18 protein-coding genes and 2 pseudogenes are annotated in these 18,073 nt (G+C 69.3%); 9 read left to right on the top strand and 11 right to left on the bottom strand.

Features of this window, described 5'->3' with window-relative positions; translation table 11 throughout:
• Positions 1–125 precede the first annotated feature (125 nt).
• Positions 126–431, top strand: a pseudogene (locus ABD858_RS01065) (DUF3626 domain-containing protein); the annotation flags it as partial.
• 80 nt (positions 432–511) lie between these two features.
• On the opposite strand, the gene ABD858_RS01060 reads toward ABD858_RS01065, so the two are convergent.
• Together ABD858_RS01060 and ABD858_RS01055 are read right to left on the bottom strand one after the other, a co-directional pair.
• On the bottom strand, positions 512–802 hold the full coding sequence (locus ABD858_RS01060; protein ID WP_345033833.1) for a DUF427 domain-containing protein: 291 nt from the start codon (positions 800–802) through the stop codon (positions 512–514).
• Between the two features lie 11 nt (positions 803–813).
• Entirely contained in the window at positions 814–1,242 is a 429-nt protein-coding gene (locus ABD858_RS01055) for a heavy metal-responsive transcriptional regulator (protein ID WP_345033832.1), read from the bottom strand.
• A gap of 83 nt (positions 1,243–1,325) precedes the next feature.
• Between ABD858_RS01055 and merB the strand changes: the two genes are divergently transcribed.
• Positions 1,326–2,255 carry an organomercurial lyase gene (gene merB / locus ABD858_RS01050; protein WP_345033831.1) on the top strand — a complete coding sequence of 310 codons (930 nt, stop codon included), beginning with the start codon at positions 1,326–1,328 and terminating at the stop codon, positions 2,253–2,255.
• Positions 2,256–2,354: 99 nt separating this feature from the next.
• Here the strand turns inward: merB and ABD858_RS01045 are convergent, their stop codons facing one another.
• The 3 genes from ABD858_RS01045 to ABD858_RS01035 form a co-directional block, all read right to left on the bottom strand.
• Positions 2,355–2,552, bottom strand: coding sequence for a hypothetical protein (locus ABD858_RS01045; RefSeq protein WP_345033828.1), 198 nt, complete (start codon positions 2,550–2,552; stop codon positions 2,355–2,357).
• Between the two features lie 22 nt (positions 2,553–2,574).
• Complete coding sequence (locus ABD858_RS01040) at positions 2,575–2,988, bottom strand: hypothetical protein (protein WP_345033825.1); 414 nt, start codon at positions 2,986–2,988, stop codon at positions 2,575–2,577.
• 125 nt (positions 2,989–3,113) lie between these two features.
• On the bottom strand, positions 3,114–3,737 hold the full coding sequence (locus tag ABD858_RS01035; protein ID WP_345033823.1) for an RBBP9/YdeN family alpha/beta hydrolase: 624 nt from the start codon (positions 3,735–3,737) through the stop codon (positions 3,114–3,116).
• Positions 3,738–4,188: 451 nt separating this feature from the next.
• Here ABD858_RS01035 and ABD858_RS01030 point away from each other — a divergent pair, with 451 nt between their 5' ends.
• Both ABD858_RS01030 and ABD858_RS01025 read left to right on the top strand, forming a co-directional pair.
• Positions 4,189–5,121: a GNAT family N-acetyltransferase gene (locus ABD858_RS01030; protein WP_345033822.1), complete on the top strand. Its 933-nt coding sequence runs from the start codon at positions 4,189–4,191 to the stop codon at positions 5,119–5,121.
• Positions 5,122–5,525: 404 nt separating this feature from the next.
• Positions 5,526–6,974: a peptidoglycan D,D-transpeptidase FtsI family protein gene (locus tag ABD858_RS01025; protein ID WP_345033820.1), complete on the top strand. Its 1,449-nt coding sequence runs from the start codon at positions 5,526–5,528 to the stop codon at positions 6,972–6,974.
• A gap of 211 nt (positions 6,975–7,185) precedes the next feature.
• Here ABD858_RS01025 and ABD858_RS01020 read toward each other — a convergent pair whose 3' ends face one another.
• Positions 7,186–10,875, bottom strand: a complete 3,690-nt coding sequence (locus tag ABD858_RS01020; RefSeq protein WP_345033819.1) for a S8 family serine peptidase — start codon at positions 10,873–10,875, stop codon at positions 7,186–7,188.
• 321 nt (positions 10,876–11,196) lie between these two features.
• On the opposite strand from ABD858_RS01020, the gene ABD858_RS01015 reads away from it, so the two are divergent.
• Together ABD858_RS01015 and ABD858_RS01010 are read left to right on the top strand one after the other, a co-directional pair.
• Positions 11,197–11,286, top strand: a complete 90-nt coding sequence (locus ABD858_RS01015) for a LuxR C-terminal-related transcriptional regulator (protein ID WP_345033818.1) — start codon at positions 11,197–11,199, stop codon at positions 11,284–11,286.
• 170 nt (positions 11,287–11,456) lie between these two features.
• On the top strand, positions 11,457–11,798 hold the full coding sequence (locus ABD858_RS01010) for a hypothetical protein (RefSeq protein ID WP_345033817.1): 342 nt from the start codon (positions 11,457–11,459) through the stop codon (positions 11,796–11,798).
• 193 nt (positions 11,799–11,991) lie between these two features.
• Here the strand turns inward: ABD858_RS01010 and ABD858_RS01005 are convergent, their stop codons facing one another.
• Positions 11,992–12,222: a hypothetical protein gene (locus ABD858_RS01005; RefSeq protein WP_345033816.1), complete on the bottom strand. Its 231-nt coding sequence runs from the start codon at positions 12,220–12,222 to the stop codon at positions 11,992–11,994.
• A 125-nt stretch (positions 12,223–12,347) separates the two neighbouring features.
• Here ABD858_RS01005 and ABD858_RS01000 point away from each other — a divergent pair, with 125 nt between their 5' ends.
• Positions 12,348–12,749, top strand: a complete 402-nt coding sequence (locus ABD858_RS01000; RefSeq protein WP_345033815.1) for a MarR family winged helix-turn-helix transcriptional regulator — start codon at positions 12,348–12,350, stop codon at positions 12,747–12,749.
• Positions 12,750–12,802: 53 nt separating this feature from the next.
• Here the strand turns inward: ABD858_RS01000 and ABD858_RS36665 are convergent.
• The 3 genes and pseudogenes from ABD858_RS36665 to ABD858_RS00985 form a co-directional block, all read right to left on the bottom strand.
• Positions 12,803–13,062 (bottom strand): annotated as a pseudogene (locus ABD858_RS36665) (IS5 family transposase); the annotation flags it as partial.
• A gap of 20 nt (positions 13,063–13,082) precedes the next feature.
• On the bottom strand, positions 13,083–13,541 hold the full coding sequence (locus ABD858_RS00990) for a PaaI family thioesterase (protein WP_345033813.1): 459 nt from the start codon (positions 13,539–13,541) through the stop codon (positions 13,083–13,085).
• A 52-nt stretch (positions 13,542–13,593) separates the two neighbouring features.
• A complete protein-coding gene (locus ABD858_RS00985; protein ID WP_345033811.1) occupies positions 13,594–13,887 on the bottom strand; it encodes a LysE family transporter in 294 nt (97 codons plus the stop codon).
• A 204-nt stretch (positions 13,888–14,091) separates the two neighbouring features.
• On the opposite strand from ABD858_RS00985, the gene ABD858_RS00980 reads away from it, so the two are divergent.
• Positions 14,092–14,442 carry a carboxymuconolactone decarboxylase family protein gene (locus tag ABD858_RS00980; RefSeq protein WP_345033809.1) on the top strand — a complete coding sequence of 117 codons (351 nt, stop codon included), beginning with the start codon at positions 14,092–14,094 and terminating at the stop codon, positions 14,440–14,442.
• A 272-nt stretch (positions 14,443–14,714) separates the two neighbouring features.
• Here the strand turns inward: ABD858_RS00980 and ABD858_RS00975 are convergent, their stop codons facing one another.
• On the bottom strand, positions 14,715–16,220 hold the full coding sequence (locus ABD858_RS00975; protein WP_345033807.1) for a long-chain-fatty-acid--CoA ligase: 1,506 nt from the start codon (positions 16,218–16,220) through the stop codon (positions 14,715–14,717).
• Between the two features lie 557 nt (positions 16,221–16,777).
• On the opposite strand from ABD858_RS00975, the gene ABD858_RS00970 reads away from it, so the two are divergent.
• On the top strand, positions 16,778–17,800 hold the full coding sequence (locus tag ABD858_RS00970; protein ID WP_345033805.1) for an AraC family transcriptional regulator: 1,023 nt from the start codon (positions 16,778–16,780) through the stop codon (positions 17,798–17,800).
• The last annotated feature ends 273 nt before the right edge of the window (positions 17,801–18,073 follow it).

Raw genomic sequence — 18,073 nt, 5'->3', positions numbered from 1 at the left:
GGACGGACTTCATGCACACTGCGCGGATGAATACGGGCACCGGCCGGCCACCGCAGGAGAGGGCCTTGCGCCATGTCGCAGCTCTGTCCCAGGGAGGGCAGCTCGGCTCTGGGTTGCGGCTGACGATGAACTTCCATCCCGACCGCATGGCGGGCGACCGGCCGATCCTGGTCAGGATGGCCGAAGACGGTGTCTACCGGTCGCAGTTCGTGACGGGCACCAGCAACGGCGGTCTGACAGTTCACCCGGACGGGGATCGGTGGCACTGGGAGAGCCGTATTTTCGGCGGCGCCTACGACCATGCCGCCGCCGACGAGCGCCCCGTCTATGGAGCGCTGAACTTCCGGCGCGATCCCGCCGGAGGGGCCCCGCGATTCGGCTCCTCGTACTTCAGGCTCAACGCCGAAACCCTCGCGCGCGCCACCTTCTGCTGACCAGCACGCACAGCTGCTGAAGGTCACGGCAGTGGTCCCCGCGACTCAGGCTGCTGCCCGGGCGAGCCGACGGGCGCTCACGGCGTGTCCTCCACCGTGACCCCGTGCTGGAACGCGACATGGTTCTTGATCCGGCGCGCGAGGGGACTCGGGTGCGGGTAGTACCAGGCTGCGTCCGGATTGGTTCGACCGCTCACGGTGATGGTGCAGTACCGGGCGATCCCCTTCCAGAAGCAGAGCGACTTCGTGGAACTCGCCGTGAAGTACCGGCGGTTCAGCGTCTCGGGCGGGAAATAGTGGTTGCCCTCGACGATCACTGTGCGGGGGGCCTCCGCGATCACGGTTCCGTTCCAGACAGCCCGCGGCATGGCTTTGCTCCTCATAGTGAGCGTGGGCCGTGTCGCCCGTTCTCGGACCCGGCGAAGATACGGCAGATGTCGGCATCGGTGCAGTCGGCCGGGTCGGTCGCGGAGGCCCGCTCCGCGAGCGCGTTCAGGGCGGCGCGGGTGGCGCGCAGCTCGGCCAGTCGCCGGTCGATGTCGGCGAGATGCCGGTCGACGAGCGTCGTGACGTGTTCGCAGGGGGATGTCCCGGCATCACGAAGGGCGAGGACGGAGCGGATCTCGGCGAGGGTGAGCCCGGACCCCTGCGCTTCGCGGATGAACGCCAGCCGTCTTGTGGTCCGCTCCGGATAGTCGCGGTAGCCGCCCGGGGTGCGGGGCGGGACGGGCAGAAGACCGGCCTGCTCGTAGTAGCGGATGGTCCTGGTGGTCAGCCCGCTGGACGCGGCGAGGTCGCCGATGCGCATGTCCTCAGGGTAGCCCTTGACCTTCCAGTGCACTGGAAGGTCTACCGTCCTGGAACAGGCGGAGAAACAAGGAGGACCCCACGATGCGGATCACGGTGTTGACCGTTCCGGACTGCCCGAACGCCACGCTCGTGCACGAGAGGATCATGGCCGCGCTGGCGGGCCGTGACGTGCCGGTGGACCTCGTCGAGGTGTCCGACGAGGCCGGCGCCGCCCGGTGGGGGATGACCGGCTCGCCCACGGTCCTGCTGGACGGCGCCGATCCGTTCGCCGTCGCAGGCGCGGAGCCGAGCCTGTCCTGTCGCCTCTACCGGGACACCGACGGTGCCCTCGACGGGGCACCGGGCGTTGTGGCCCTGCGCCGGGCGCTCGCGGACGTCCCCGATTTCCTGGACCGGGCCGGCCGGGGCCGCCGGGCGCCCGCCGAACGCGGGCTGCGAGCGGTGCAGCAGGCGGTATTGCGGCACTTCGCCGAGACGGGGGCGGCGCCCGCCCTCGGCGTAGTGGACCCGGTCGCTGCCCCATACGGGCGCACGGCCCGTGAGGCACTGGCCGAGCTGGCCCGGGAGGATTTTCTGACCGTCGACGACCGCGGGCGGATCAGGGCGGCGTACCCCTTCTCCGCCGCTCCGACCGCGCACCGCGTACGAATCGACGGAGGCACGGAGGCATGGGCCATGTGCGCGATCGACGCGCTCGGCATTCCCGCGATGATCGGCCGCGATGTGGTCATCTCCTCCGCGGACCCGGTGACCGGCGAGCCGGTCATCGTCAGCACGACAGGCCGGAAGACGGTCTGGGAGCCGGCGGGCGTGGTGGTGTTCCTCGGATGCCGCACCTGCTCCGGGCCTGCGGCCTCGGTCTGCTGCGATGCGCTGAACTTCTTCGCCGACGCCGCCTCCGCCCAGGCATGGGCGGAGGCGCACCCTGATGTGGCGGGACGGAGCATCGACCAGGCCCGGGCGGAGGAGATCGGCCGGCGGATCTTCGGCCGGCTGCTGGCCGACGACTGAACCGCATCGCCACCAGCGGCGACGGTCAGCGCTGTCCCGCTCACTCATGGTCGCCGCGCGCCGGGAGCGGGCTCCGTTCCCCCTGCGGCCTGCCTCGTCTCAGCCCGCAGGGGGAGGCAACGGCCGTCCCTCAATGGCGGCCTCCATGTGCTTGTCGGTGAGGGCGCCCTCCCCGTACTTCTCCGTGAACGCCAGCACCCGCCCGAGCGGCGACGCGGGATCCGGCGGCTCCTTACTTATCACCGCGCCGAGCATGATCGCCGCGAACGCCGCCCCGACTTCCTGATGATCCGTCATATCCACCGGTTCCACCCTTGCTTCACCACTCCCGCCACTCGTCTGTGATCTCGTCGGGCTCCATGCCGTTCCGCGCGGCCAGCGCGGGGACATCGACGCCGTGCGTGACCAGCGATCCGTAGATGTACTCGAACAGATCCTCCCGGTCGACGGTGTCGAACCCGGAGCCGCCGAGTTCCGCATCCTCGTCCACGCCGTTGAGGGCCACGACCACGTGCTCGACGGCCCTGAGGACTTCGGCGTCCGAGGGCCTGTTCGGCAGCCCGGCCAACTCGGTCTCGTACCTCGCCAGCACATCGTCCACAGCCCGTATCAGCGGCTCCGGATAGAGCAGCGTCATCTCCGCGCACTCCGGATCCAGCGTTCCCGCCGCCAACTCACGGGCTTCCTCCGCGATCGCCTTGCGCCACTTCTGGGAGGGCCTTGTCGTCTTCATGCGAGGAACATACGCCCGGTCACTGACAACGCCGGCCCAGCGCGGGTGAGGGACGGGGGCCTGGGTGTGCCTTGCCGGCCGCGGGCATCCGGCAATCGTGGGAAGGCCGGCCGGCAGCTTGCGGATCATCCCGGAGCGACGCCGGTACGGCGCTGGATCCGGGCGTCGTTCGACGAGGCGAGGCACCAGTCGAGGATCGAGGGCCAGGAGCCGTAGCCCGCGTCCATGTCCAGGTGAGCCTCGCCGGCGAGGACGTCCGCAGGCAGGCCGTGAGGTTCGCCGTACGCGGCAGCGGCGCCTTCCGGGCAGTAGGGGTCGTTGTCGCTGCCGACGATCCGGGTGTACACGGAAGCGGCGGAGAATTGCGAGGCCGTCACCGGCGGCGGGGTGAACCCTGCGATCTCCGCGTGCTGTTCGAGTATGCCCGGAGACGGCGGAGCGACGAGGAGCACCCGGTCGACGGGGACCGGCACGGTGTTGCGGGCCACGGCGTGCAGCCACAGCAGACAGGCCAGGCTGTGGCAGACGACGGTGAGTCCCTGCCCGCGCAACATGCCGGGCCGAGCTCTCAGTTCGGCCAGCCACCGTTCCAGCTCGGGCTGGTCCGGGTCGGGCAGTTGGGGATAGTCGACCTCGTGCCCCAGGGCCGTGAGCCGGTCGGCCAGCCAGTGCTGCCAGTGCCCGGCGGGTCGGTGGTTCTGCCATCCGTGGAGAATCAGGAAGCCGCGCTCGATCGGGATTTCGGTCATGTTCTCTCGCAGTCAGAGGGAAGGTCCGGCCTCAGGCCGGGAGGCTCAAGGCGATTGTCGGCATGGCCGATCATGCAGGTCCAGTCAGTCTCTCGGATGGAACAGATGAGGACGGCCGGGACTGACTGGAACGGGCGACCCACCGATCTCACAGTGGGTGAACAACACAGGTGTCTACGGTGACCGGCGCAGGGCCGGCACTGTCGTGCTGCACGAGGGGCCGGCGGCCGGCTACGCGGAGTTGCGTTGTACGGTCCCCGCGGCCTCACCTGCTCAACCGTGAGACTGCCCTGGCCGTAACAACGGCACGGATCGCCCGCAACCCATGGGTGGTTTTCAGAGCACCTGACGTCCTGACCGGACGGGCTGGGAAAAGATCTGGCCTGCCACTGGCCCCGCCGTTAGGTTCGCGGGGCAGCACAGACCTTTCCCCGGGACGACAAGGATCTCCGTGACATCCATTCGTATCGCCCGCCCCGACGAACTGCCCGCCCTGGTCGAGTACCCCGGCGACGACGAGCGCAACGCCGCGACCCGGGAGTATCTCGTCCGGCTCCTCGACGGCAAGTGCACCCGCCCCGAGTGGTGCCTGGTCGCCGAGGGCGGCGACGGGCGGCTGATCGGCAGCGCGGTGCTGTGGACCATACCCGGCCACGAGGTCCCGCTGGCCGTTGTGCTGTTCGAAGCGCCGGCGGAGTCGCCGGAGACCGGGATCGCGCTGCTGGACGCAGCGGCCGCGAAGGCAGGGGAGTCGGGTGCGAACGAACTGGAGCACGTCGTCGACTCGCCCGCCCAGGCCCCGCAGTTCCAGCGGGACCCGGGGCGCCGGGGCGAGCTGCTCCGGCAGGCAGGATTCCAAGTGGTGCGCGACGGACGACGGTTCAGGCTCCAGGTCCCTGAGGAGTTGCCCGCCGACGATCCTCGGCTGAGCTTCCGCTCGCTCGCCGATCTCGGCCGCGAGCCGTTCATCGACGTACTGCAGGAGCTGCTCGCGGACACCGCGGACGCGCGCCTCGCCGCCGACGTGGAGCGGCACGGTCTGCGGCGTGCGGCAGAGCTGCTCTTCGAGGAGACGGGCGAGCTGCGGCACGAGCCCGAGTGGTGGGAGATCGGTTACGACGCGGACGGCACCCCGGCCGTGGTCAGCCTGCCCGCCGAGAGTCCCAGCGTGCCCGTGATCGGTTTCGTCGGTGTCGCGCCCGCCCATCGTGGCAAGGGGTACGCGACCTCGGTCGTCGTCCGCGGCACGCGTGTTCTCGGGGCGAACGGCGCCACCGAGATCCGTGGGGACTGCGACGCGGCCAATGAGGCGATGGCCAGGGCGTTCCGGAGGGCTGGGTACGAGAACTTCGCCGCCCGGCTGGAGTTCAGCCGGACTCTCTGATCGCCGGAGTGGGCGAGGCCGCCGCGAGCGGCAGCCTGCGGCGCCCATGTGGTAAACCGGTCCTGGGGCCCGTACGGTCGAGGCGCTCCCGTTCAGGCCGGCAGACGTAGTCGCCGGCATCTCGTCGAGATGACGAAAAGGGGGACTGCTGCGACGTGGGGGGAGCGGGTCGCGGGTGCGACGTGCAGTCCCGGCCACCGACCTGCCCGAGTTTCCGGTGACGCCCACCCTTCTCGACGGCGGACCCACCCACCGCGCCCCGAGTCTCTGACTCGCAGGCCGACGGCTTGCGCCGCGCCGCCCTGCCGCGGGCACAGCGGACGGCCGGGCCGGCCAGGACGAGGAGAACAAGAGAAACGCGGCGGACCGGAACGACTCGGTCCGCCCGTTCGTTCTTGTGCGGGATGAACAAGACGATCAGACACGCTTCGGTCCTCTGTCTGCTGATGGTGCTCGCTCTGATGATGCGAGCCACCTGGCTGCAGTTCTTCGAAGCCCAGGCACTCGCGGACAACGAACACAACCGGCGGAAGACCATCGACCAGTACGCACAGCCGCTGGGCGACATCATCGTGGCCGGTTCCCCGGTCACCGGCTCGAAGAAGACGGGCAGCGGCGATCTCGCGTACCAGCGCACGTATACGGACGGCGAGCTGTATGCGCCCGTCACCGGCTACAGATCGCAGGCATACGGAGCCACCCAGCTCGAGGGCATCTACGGTGATGTCCTCGACGGGACCGACGACCGGCTGCGGAAGCCGGCGGACGCTGTCCTGGGCCGGCACCCGAAACCCGGCGATGTGGTGACGACGATCGATCCGGCAGTGCAGAAGGCGGCGTACGAGGGGCTCGGCAGCAAGAAGGGTGCGGCCGTCGCCATCGACCCGGAGACCGGGGAGATCCTCGCGATGGCGTCCACACCTTCGTACGACCCGTCGCAGATCAGCGGGACGACGGACGGCGAGGCGTGGAAGCAGCTGACCGGGGACGAGGACCAGCCCATGCTCAATCGGGCGCTGCGGCAGACCTATCCGCCCGGCTCCACCTTCAAGCTGGTGGTCGCGGCGGCAGCGCTGGAGGACGGGATGTACGGGTCGGTCGACGAGCCGACCGACAGCCCGGATCCGTACACCCTGCCCGGCACGGCCACGGTCCTGGAGAACGAGAACCGCTCCGCGCCGTGCGAGAACGCGACCCTGCGCACCGCGCTCCAGTACTCGTGCAACAACGTCTTCGCCAAGCTGGCCGTCGACCTCGGCCAGGACAAGGTCCGCGAAACGGCGGAGAAGTTCGGCTTCAACACCGACAAGCTCGATGTGCCGGTGCGGGCCGCGAAGAGCGTCTACCCGTCCGGTATGGACAAGGCGCAGACGGCGCTGACGGGCATCGGCCAGTTCGACGTCACGGCGACGCCGCTGCAGATGGCGATGGTTCCGGCAGTGCTTGCCAACGACGGTGAGCTGAAGTCGCCGCACATGGTGTCCAAGGTGACGGACTCGTCCGGCAACACCCTGCAGAGCTTCGAGGACCCGGACACCCGGCGAGTGGTCTCCGCCTCGACGGCCGAGCAGCTGCGCAGCGCGATGGTCACGGTCGTCGAGGACGGCACCGGCACGAACGCGCGGATCGACGGCGCGGAAGTGGGCGGCAAGACCGGGACCGCGCAGCGGGGCGTCGACAACAGCAAGACGCCCTACGCCTGGTTCACCTCGTACGCCAAGGACGACGCCACCGGCAAGCAGGTCGCGGTCGCGGTGGTCGTCGAGGACTCCGCCGCCGCGCGTTCCGAGGTCAGCGGCAACGGCCTGGCGGCGCCGGTGGCTCAGAAGATGATGCGGGCAGCGCTCACGTAGTCGCCTGCGGCAGAGGCAGCGCGTCGCTTCGCGCCGAGTCGTCGGCGCGTGTGCTCCGTGTCCGGACTTCCTGGGCGGTCCGCGACTCCGTCATCGCGCCCGGCTCGCCGCGCAGATCCTCGAGCGCACGCAGGACCAGGTCCCGGGGACGGCCGGACAGCTCCGGCTGCGCCCCAGGACCTGATCGAACTGCGCGTCGTACGCGGGGTGGTCAGCGCACGCCCACCGCGCGGATGAGCTCCTGCTTCACCGAGCCGCCCCTGTCGTCGCTCGCGCCCGCCCGCAGCGAGACGGACTTCGCGCCGTCCGGGACGCGCAGCTCACCCTTCCAGGAGGCGCCGCGCGACGAGCGCAGCGCGACGTTCGTCCAGGTCGCCCCCTCGTCGTAGGAGACCTCCAGGGAGCCGCCGCCGAGGACACCGGTGTCCGGCGCGCCCTTCACGTACTCGGCGTAGATCCGTACGGGCACCCGGCTGCCGCCCCGGACGTCACCGACGAGGTCGGTGTCGAGGTCGAAGCCGAGGTTGATCAGCGGCAGGTAGGTGAACCGGTCGGCCGGGGTCTCCTTGGAGCGGATGGTCCACTCGGCGTGGCCCTTGGTGCCGAGCCGCCAGCGGGCCGGGTCGAGCGTGGTGTCGGTGACGACCTTGTAGGTGGCCTCCTGCGCGGGGGCCTTCACGGCGTTGACGCCGGAGCTCTTCCTGCGGTCGACCCGCACGCCGTCGACGTACACCTCGGTGTACTGGCTCATCGTCGGGTCGTTGTACACGTCGCCGAACCCGGTGTGGTCCGGTCCGGAGTCGCCCCAGCCGGGCGTGTTGAAGCGCAGCCAGTTGCCGGAGCGCTCCTGACCCCAGCCGAGGCCGGTGCCGAGCCACGGGTGCCAGACCGGCTTGAACCACTCCAGCTCGACCTTGCTGCCACCCCGGTAGGACGGGGTGCCGCCGCGCTGCTCGAGCGAGTTCTCCAGGTCGACGGACTCGTGCCAGCGCTGGCCGGTGCCGGTGGAGACGTACTCGGTGCGCTCGGTCGGGAAGGCGATCCACTCCTTGAAGCCGAAGCCGATCCGGAAGGTGTCGGTGATCGAGAAGCGGAACTCGCCGCCGATCTCCTTCTTGGCCGTCGGCATGTGGTACTTCGAGCGGATGGTGGCGAGTTCGTCCTCGTCGGGCCGGAAGACGAGATCCGTGCCGATGGCGCCGGGGTGTCCCTCGGAGAGGTCGTAGGTGTACGGGGTGAAGCGGGTGCCCGTCAGGTCGAGCGCCGTCCCGCGGGCCGCGGCGGCCGCGATCGTGGCGGCGTCGGCCGCGTTCACGGTGGCGACGGCGAGCGGCCGGTCCTCGCGGTCGGCGGTGCCGAACCAGGCCATCAGCCGGCCGGGCTTGTCGTCGGTGACGAACAGGGCCTTGGCGCCCGCGTCCTGGGCGGTCTGGGCGAGCTGCGTGGTGTCGGCGCCCTCGGTGCGGCGGACCAGGACCGCCTTGCCGGTGACATCCTTGCCGGCGTACTCCGCGGCGGTGCCGGTGCCCGCGTCGACGACGCCGAGACGGTGGCGGCCTTCGAGGAGGGTGGCGCCGACTTGCGGGGTGGCGCCGGTGAGCCGGACGCCGCCCGCGGCGACCTCGAGCAACGGCTTGCCGAGCCGCCAGACCGTCCGGTACTCGAAGGTGCCGGTGGCGGGCTTGGCGGTGGGCGCGGCGAAGATCGAATCGTAGCGGGGCGGGACCAGGACGGCGCCGCCGTAGGAGGCCCCGTTGGCCTTGCGGTCGAACTCCATCAGAACCTGCCGGGTCTCGGTGCGCTTCTCGACCTCGGCGCGTATCTCACGCAGCCGGCGCCCGTCGAGGGTGATCTCGCGGTCGCGGTCGAGGACGATCTCCGGATCGGTGAGGAAGCCGAGGCCGAGGGAGTCCTTGCCGTGCGAGCCGAGGACGTCGAGGAAGGTGCTGACGGTGTACGTGCCGGGCTTCAGGCGCAGCTGGACGGTGCCGGACTCGCCGACGGACGCCGGGAACGGGTCTTCGTTCGCGGCCAGCCGCTGCACCCCGAGCCAGGCGCGGGTGGGGGCGCCGTCGCGGTCCTTGACATGGACGGTGAGGTTGTAACGCTCCTCCTCCTTGACCAGGCCGAGCGCGGTGTGCGCGACGGGCGTGCCGCCGGAGGTGGCGGTGATGCGGCCGGAGCTGGTGCCGACGGGGGCCTTGGCGCCGTCGCCGGTGACGGTGGTCTGCGCGGTGCCGTGGGCCGGGACGGTGAGGGTGGTGTCGGCGAGGGCGGCGGTGCCCTCCGGCATGCCCTCGACGGCCAGGTTCAGCTCGACGGGCGCGTCGGAGGAGTTGGTGTACGTGACGGTCTTCGTCACCGGCTTGTTCGTCTCGTACGGCCAGGAGTAGAAGCCCAGGTCGGCGGAGCCGGTGGCGGTGACGTTCGCGGAGATCGCGGCAGCTACGTCGACCCGGCCCGCGCCGAGGGCGTACGAGGACGCGGTGAGCGTCTTGGAGCTGGACATGAGGGCGTTCTTGAGCTGGGCGCCGGTCCAGTCGGGGTGCCGCTCGGCGAGGAGCGCGGCAACGCCCGCGACATGCGGGGTCGCCATCGACGTACCGCTCTTGGAGGTGTAGAGGCCGCTGCCGCCGACGAGCTGGGAGCGGGCGGCGAGAATGCCGACACCGGGGGCGGAGATGTCGGGCTTGAGGGCCTGGTCGCTGTAGCGGGGGCCCTTGCTGGTGAAGTAGGCGGGGCGGTCGGCGGAGTCGACGGCGCCGACGGTGAGCGCGGAGTCGGCGGCGCCGGGTGAGCCGATGGAGCCCGGGGCGCCGGAGTTGCCGGCGGCGATGACGAAGAGGGCGCCGGTCTCGGCGGAGAGGGTGTTCACCGCCTGGGCCATGGGGTCGGTGCCGTCGCTGGCCTCGCTGGAGCCGAGGCTCATCGAGACGATCTTTGCGTCGATGTCCCGGGCGGCCCACTCCATGCCGGCGATGATCTGCGACTCGGTGCCGAAGCCCTGGTCGGTGAGGACCTTGCCGACGGCGAGGGTGGTGCCGGGGGCGACGCCCTGCTCCTTGCCCGCGGAGCCCGCGCCGCTGCCGCCGACGGTGGAGGCGACATGGGTGCCGTGGCCGTTGCGGTCGGCGACCTCCTGGCCCTCGATGAAGGACCGGGTCTCGGTGACCCGTCCGGCGAGGTCGGGGTGGGAGAGGTCGGCGCCGGTGTCGAGTACGGCGACCTTGACGTCCTTGCCGGTCAGGCCGGCCTCCCAGGCCTTGGGGGTGCCGATCTGGGCGTTGGAGTCGGCCATGGCGGCCTTGACCCGGGCGTCGAGCCAGACCTTCACGGCACCGGCCGAGCGGGCGCCGGGTCGGGCGGAGCCGGTGAACTCGCGCCAGAAGGCGGCTGGTTCGGTGGCCCGTACGGCCGCGCCGCCGATGCTGGGCAGGGCCCGGACGGTCTTGGTGCCGCGCGGGGCCACCGCGGCGGCGCGGGCACCCTTGCCGTGCGTCACGATCAGCGGCAGCTCGCCGGTGATGCCCTGCTCGACGAGGCCGGTGACGTCGAAGAGCCGCCGGTCGAGGACACCGGCCTCCAGGTAGGGCCGGGCCTCGTCGGGTATGACGGTGACCCTGCCGTTCACGGTCTCGCTGCGGACGGCTCCGGTGGCGCCCTTGGCCCGGTCGACGGTGACGGTCTTCCGGCCGCCGCCGAGGTCGGTGAGGGTGACGCGGTCACCGGTGATGAGGGTGACGGTGGTGCTCGAGCCCTGGGCCCCGGTGAAGGTGGCCGGTACGGACGCGGTGTCTGGAGCGGTATCGGACGCGGCGACGGTCTGCCCTGCCGAGAGCAGTACCAGGGAGAGCCCTGCGGCGAGCAGGGCGGCCCTTCCTCGTGCGGAAGGTCTGATCACGACGCACTCCTCGGACGCCCGGGGGAAGGGGTGGTTCCGGGCGCCGCGATGAGTCTGGGCCGTGGGAGGTGAGTTGACGCCTGTCGCGCGTGGCGGCTATGTGCCTGGCGGCCAACCGCCAGTTGACACAGCCCTGTTGACAGCCGTATGCCGGTCAGGCGTCGCAACGAGTCGGGCGGCGCGCGGATCGGGGCCGCGCGCCGGTCAGGGCGTCGGACCGAGGGCGTACTTCCGGAAGCCGCGCTTGAGCCGGCGCGCAGGGCGGCGGCCCGATTCGGAGGAGCAGTGGGAACAGCGCAGGGGGCAGGCGTAGGTGATGTCGTGAGGACGGTGGAGAACCATCTGGGCAGGGTCTATCGCAAGCTCGGAATCTCCGGCCGGACGGTTCTGGCCCAGGCCCTGCTGGCCTGACGGCGACGGCGGACTCCCCACGAGTACGGGAAGGTCCGTGTGCGGGGTGCTCGTCGGTGACCCGGAGTACCCCGCGGTCCGAAGGAAGCGGAGGACGATTACAGTCGTCCTGAGCAGATGGATCACTGAAAACGCCGGGCCTGATGGCTGCGCGGCAGGAGGAGAGCCCGATGGACGCCCAGCACTTCGAGCGGATCGCCGCGTTCCTCGAGGACCGGCTTCGCCCACTCTTCGACGCCGAGATGGGCAGCGAGCACGGTTTCGGGATGGATGACACCTCCCGCGCGCTGCGTGCACTCCTCAACACAGTGAAGGCCGCGACGGCGGTCAAGGGGCTTGCCGAGCAGCGGGCGACGGCCGACCCGGCAATGCGCAACACCATCGATCAGGCACTGGAGCACAACTGGGACGTCCTGCGAGGCATCGCCCGCAACTGGGAGGACCACCCCGACTTCCTCCGCGAGTTCAAGCTCCACTCGTGGGAGCTCGACAAGGCCGCCGCCGCGAGCTGACGGCCGGGCGCCGTCACGGCTGCCTGCTCGTCGGCCTTCTCGTCGAGATGCGCGATGACCCGCCGCCGGCCGACTTCCGGTGGGGCGTCGCTCGGCGCCCCGGCGATGGTGTTGACCGCCGGCTCCGGCGTCGTGTGGGGCGCGGCGGTGTGCTCGCTTTCTCCGGTGCCGGTGGCACCGGAGAAAGCCGGCTTCATGAGAGTTCCGCGAGGGCGTGGACCACAGTGACAGCGACGGCCCGCTGCTCGGCGAGCGTGAGGTGCACGCCGTCTTCCAGATGCAGACCGGCGGTGATGCCCCGGGTGTCGACGACGGGTTCCGGTTGTGCGTGCAGGAACTCGGCGATGCGGCCGATGTCCGTGTTGGACCAGGTGATCTGAGCCCGCTGGAAGTGCGGGTACGTACTGAGGCGCTCTTCGTCCACCGTGGTCGGTGTGATCCAGAGCCATCGGGCGGACGTACGTCCGATGACGAGGTCCCGGAGAGCGAGCAGGTTGCGTTCGGTCTCTTCCGGGCTGACCAGGGGGAAGCGCCCACGGAGCCGAGGCGTTGGACGTCGTTGGCGGGCTGGCCCCGCCGGATGTCGGATTGCTGCGCATGATCGCCGGCCAACCCGGGCGAAGTCAGCGGTCATTGGCCGCCGAGCTGGGGGTTGTGCCCAGTCGTGTCGTCACCTTGATCGACAACCTTGACGACAAGGGACTGGTGGAGCGGCGCCGCAGCACCGAGGATCGCCGCAATCACGTGTTGTATCTGTCCGCCGAAGGTCAACGCGTCCTGGACGAGATGCGGAAGGTTGCCTCCGCGCATGAGGAAGATGTCTGTTCGGCCCTGGACCTCGATCAGCGGGCCCAGTTGACCGCACTGCTCGCGCGCATCGCCGACCAGCAGGGCCTCACCCCGGGTGTCCACCCGGGCTACCGGCACCTGTCCAAGGGCCGCCGCGCTTAGGACCTGTCCGGCCAGGCATTGGCGCGCGGGCCGGGCGTAGAAGCCTTGGTGTTTCCTTCTGTGAGGAGCAGGACGAGCGAGCGGCCCCGGCCGTCACAGGCCAGGTGGACCTTGCTGATCAGGCCACCTCTGGATCTCCCGAGAGCTGGGCTGCGGTGCCCCCTCTTCGGGGGCCGCCGCGTGCTGGTGGGCCCGGACATTCGTGGAGTCGGCCGCCCACCAGCAGTCGATCTCACCTGCGGCGTCCGCCCGAGCCGGCGCGGCACGCAGCACTTCGGTCGAACGTGCCGTCCGCAGCCCAGCGGTGGAACCTGCCGGTTCCCCGGAGGGACGTCATGGCGCGGTCCTGTTCACGCGGATCAGTGTCTGCTGTCCGTTCGCGACGAGAGTCCGACGGCCGTCCTGGACGCCGAACGCCTCCAGTCGGCATACGGTCAGGGTGCGCCCGGACTTCAGGACCGTTCCGACTGCCTCGATGTGGTCGCCGACGGCGGGCGCGAGCAGGTTGATCTTGTACTCGACGGTGAGCACCTCGGTGTTCTCGGGGAACAGTGTGAAGGCGGCGTAGCCGCCGGCGCTGTCCGCTATGGCGCTGGTGGCGCCGGCGTGGAAGTAGCCGTGCTGCTGGGTCACTTCGGGGCGGCTCGGGAGCACGATGTGCACGCGGCCGGGCGCGATGTGCGTGATCCGTGCACCGAGGTGGCTCATCAGTCCCTGGCGGTCGAAGCTGTCCCGGATGCGTGCCTGCATCTCGGGGCTCGCCTGTTCTTGCTGCGTTCGGTCCTCTTCCATGTGCTCTCCTTCGGTGGACACCACAGTGTGCGAACGGAGTCGGGCGGGTTCCTCAGCCGGCCAGGTGTTCCACCAGCAGGAATCCGCCGATGACGATCATGATGGCACCGGAGGTGCGGGTGACCACCCGGGCCGCCGAGAGCCGGGTCTTCAATACGGTGCGGGCGAGGACGCCGACGGTGAAGTGGACGAGGGCGCAGGCGGTCGTGTGGAGCGTGCCGAGCAGTCCGGTCTGCGCGGCGACCGGCCAGGTGGCTGCGGGGTCGAGGAAATGCGGGAACAGCGAGAAGTACAGCAGTAGCGCCTTCGGGTTCAGGATGCCGGCTCCGGCTCCCCTGACCGTCACGCTCGCACTGCTCCTCGGACCGCGCACTCCCACGACGGCTTCCAGGTGCAGGGAGGGCAGCGGATCTCGACTTGTCCCGAAGTGTCAAATCGTCCGTCTCCCGAGGCCAAGTGTTCGGAGGCTGTGCGGCCTACCGTTGCGTTCTGAAAGGTCGACGATCCTGCGGAAGGGCACACCATGGCTGGTTCTTCGACAGTTGGCCACATGCGTGAGAATGGCAGCTGGAATCCTCTGTGGGACCAGTTGCATGAATGGGATCCCGTATGGACCGAGCAGTTCATGAAGACGGCAACGGCGCCCTGGAAAAGCGGGATACTTGAGCCGAAGGTCATTGAACTGCTCTGCATCGCGGTGGACGCCGCCTGTACTCATATGTATTCCTCTGGGGTTCGCCGCCATATACGAGCTGCGCTGGAGCTCGGTGCGACCCGGGAGGAAATCCTCGAAGTGCTCAAGCTGGCCACGGTGGTCGGAATTCACGCTTGCAATATCGGCGTTCCGATCCTCGCGGAAGAAGTCACAGCTCATGAGCAGCGGTACGCCGGTCTTGGGTGACCTCACAACGGGTGTCGGCCAGGACAGCACACTGGCGGGCAGGTTGTGCCAGCTCGCCGGCGAGGAGCTGGCCGGCCGTCGCTGCCCGCGCGGTGGGCGCTACGCCTGAGCGTCGCGCCCGTGAGTTCTTCCCGCGCCATCACCGAAACAAGCCTGAGCCGCCATCCGCCTCGGCCTGCGCGCCGTCGTGCGCGCAGGCCTCCCTCCGGCTGTCGGACGCTTCTGCAGCGCATGATGGCCTGTCCTTGAACCCGCTGCAGAAGCAGGTCGGTTCAGTCCGCGAGTTCCTGCCGCTCGACGACTATCTCACGCTTGAGGATCTTGCCCGTCGCACCCTTGGGGAGTGCGTCGGCGAATGTGACGATCCGCGGGTACTTATACGCGGCCACCCGCTGTTTGATGTAGTCACGTATCTGATCGGCCGTGGTCTGTGCACCGTCCCGGAGAGTCACCACGGCGGCCACCTCCTCGCCGTGGATCTCGTGCGGCACGCCGACAACCGCGGCTTCGGCCACGGCCGGGTGTTCGTAGAGCACCTCCTCGATCTCGCGCGGGTAGACGTTGTACCCGCCGCGGATGATGAGGTCCTTCTTCCGGTCGACGATGAAGTAGTAGCCGTCTTCGTCCACACGGGCGAGGTCGCCGCTGTGGAACCACCCGCCCCGCATGGCCTCGGCGGTCGCATCCGGTCGGTTCCAGTAGCCCTTCATGATGTTCTCGCCGCGGATCGCGATCTCACCGACTTCGCCCTGGCCCACCGCGGCGCCATCGTCCGCGACGAGCTTGAGTTCGACCCCGCGGACCGCGAGGCCGATCGAGCCGGCCTTGCGTGGACGGTCCGGGGGGTTGAACGCGGCGACCGGCGATGTCTCGGAGAGCCCATAGCCTTCGAGTACGGTGACGTCGAATTCCCGTTCGAATCCGTGCAGCACCTCGACCGGCAAGGAAGCTCCGCCGGAAACCGCCAGTCGCAGCGGGGAGAGGTCGTAACCGCCGGGGATCCCGGTGCGGAGAAGGGCCGTGTACATCGTGGGGACGCCCAGGAAGACGGTTACTGCGTCCCGCTGCATGATCTCCAGCGCCTTGGCCGGCTCGAACCGCGGCAGCAAGGTCAGGGCGGCGCCCGCGGCGACGGCAGTGTTGAGGGCACAGGTCTGCCCGAATGCGTGGAACAGCGGCAGACCGCCGAACAGTACGTCGTTCTGCCCGACGCGGAGCAGCGTCTCTGCAGCGGTGGCCGCGTTGGTGATCAGGTTGCGGTGACTCAGCTCGGCGCCCTTCGGGATCCCTGTCGTGCCCGAGGTGTACAGGATCACGGCAGTGTCGTCCTGCGCCCGGTCGACCACCTTGGGCAGGGGTTCGGCGGTCTGTACCAGGGCGTCGAATGCAGTCGGGTCCATGACCAGGCATGCGGCGCCCACGTCTGCTGCCGCCGTCGTGACCTCGTCCGCGAACGCCGGATTCGTCAACACGATCCGGGACCCGGAGTCCCGAAGGGCGAAGGCCGTTTCACGGGCCTTCAGCAGCGGATTCATCGGCACCACCACTCCGCCGGCGCGGAGGATGCCGTAGTAAGCGACCGGGAAGCAGATGACGTTGGGCATGACCAATGCGACGCGATCGCCCGGATGGACGCCCTTGGCCTGCAGCAGAGTGGCGATCCGGGCGCTCGCTTCGTCGAGTTGGGCATAGGTGAGGACGATCTCGTCCTGGCGAACGGCCACGCGGTCGCCGTTGGCCCAGGCGGATTCCGCCAGGAGTGCGGCGAGGTTGTTCATTCGGTTTCCCCTTCGATCTGGGCTGGCGGCGGCCACGGATGGAGGCGGGAGGCACCGAGGTCCGCGGTGTTCTGTGTCGCGATCACGTCGATGGGTCGATCCCGACGCGGCCGGGGGTCCACCGCCAATGCCGTTCGATGCCCCTGGAAGTCCGGTAGCAGCACGCATCTCTGACGTAAGGTCAGCCCTGGCCGCAGCACATCGGCGCTTCAACTCGGTCTCGGCGAAGTCCTCGTATTCCGTACGGGAATGAAGGACCGCGTGGTCAGCTTGTCATGCCGGCCTTGTTCCGTTCCTCGCGCAGGAATCCAACGGCTTCGGCACACGTAATTGCTTCAGGGGTCGTCACTCTGCATCGAGTTCCTGCCGTTTCGCGGGTCTGGTCAACGGTTGGGCTGTTTGTCATGGTGTTCTCCGCTGGATTTCAGATCGGCCGGGACGCCGAATCCAGGCGGCGAGCTCCACCGCGGTGGTGCAACGCTAGGTCACCACCTGGCGCATCGCTTGACTTGACGTGACATCTGACTTATCAATTGGGGACAGACCGGAGTGCGCCCATGAAGCCCCTTGTCCGCAATGCAGCGCTGAACAGCTACGTCGAGCTCAGCCAGTCGCTCGGCATCGACCCGCGGGTCCTGATGAAGCGGGTGGGCCTGGATCCCATCGGCCTCGCGATCCAGGACAGATGGATCTCCGGCGTGGCCGTGGCTCAGCTGCTCGAGCTTTCGGCGGCGACCTCACACCAGGAGGACTTCGGCCTGCTCCTGGCCGAGCGCCGCCGCTTCTCCAACCTCGGCCCCATCAGCCTGGTCATACGTGAGGAGCCCGATGTCCGCAGCGCGGTCGAGCTCCTCATCCGCCATGAGCACATGTACAACGAGATGCTTCGCAGTCGGCTCTCCGAGGCGAACGGCCTGGCCACCCTCAAGGTGGGCCTGGAACTGAGTGAGGCCATGGCGGCCCGCCAGGCCATGGAGCTGGCCGTGGGCGCCTTTCACCGGGTCCTGCGCAGCTTCCTCGGTACTCGGTGGCAGCCGGTGTCCGTGTGTTTCACACACAGTGCTCCGGCGGATCCCGCTACCCACCGGAGGATCTTCGGTCCCGTAGTGGAATTCGACCGGGAATTCAACGGGATCGTCTTCTATGCCAGTGATCTCAACGCCCCCAACACCATGTCGGACCCACTGCTCCGGACCTACGCGCGGCAGTATTTCGACGCCATCGCGGTTTCGAGGGACACGACTGTGCTGGACCGCGTACGCGACCTGATCGAGGTGTTGCTGCCGACCGGGCGCTGTTCGATCGAGCAGGTCGCGTGCAGCCTCGGCGTCGACCGGAGAACCGTGCACCGGCACCTGGCGGCCTCGGGCGAGACGTTCTCCTCCGTCCTCAACGCGACGCGTACCCAGCTCGCGGAGCAGCTCGTGGCGAACCCACGTCGTTCGTTGACGGAGATCTCCGGGCTGCTGGGATTCTCCGCACCGAGCGCCTTCTCTCGCTGGTTCAGCGAGCGATTCGGCTGCAGCCCCAGGCAGTGGCGCGTCCAGAGGACGCAGGAACAGCCCTTCGTCGGGGATTGACCACCAGCGATCATCTGCTGCCGGGCAGGCCGTCCCCAAGTGATAAGTCGGATGTCACCTGTGGTCATGCGTGAGATGTAACCGGCCCTTAACTTTGCATTACCGCAAGAGAGACTGCCCGGTCCCACGAGGACGGGCAGGAGCCCTGCCCCGACCGCTTGCTCCCCGAGCCCGCCGGCCGTATCCGAGTCGGCCGGCGAGCCCGGGAACCCCTGCAATTCCGCTCCGCTCTTCGCCATGCCTCAGGCCCCGCATCGCCGGCAGCGATGTGTG

Origin of the sequence: Streptomyces sannanensis (genome assembly GCF_039536205.1) — a bacterium.
Taxonomy (GTDB): Bacteria; Actinomycetota; Actinomycetes; order Streptomycetales; family Streptomycetaceae; genus Streptomyces; species Streptomyces sannanensis.
This window is presented reverse-complemented; position numbering and strand designations above follow the sequence as displayed.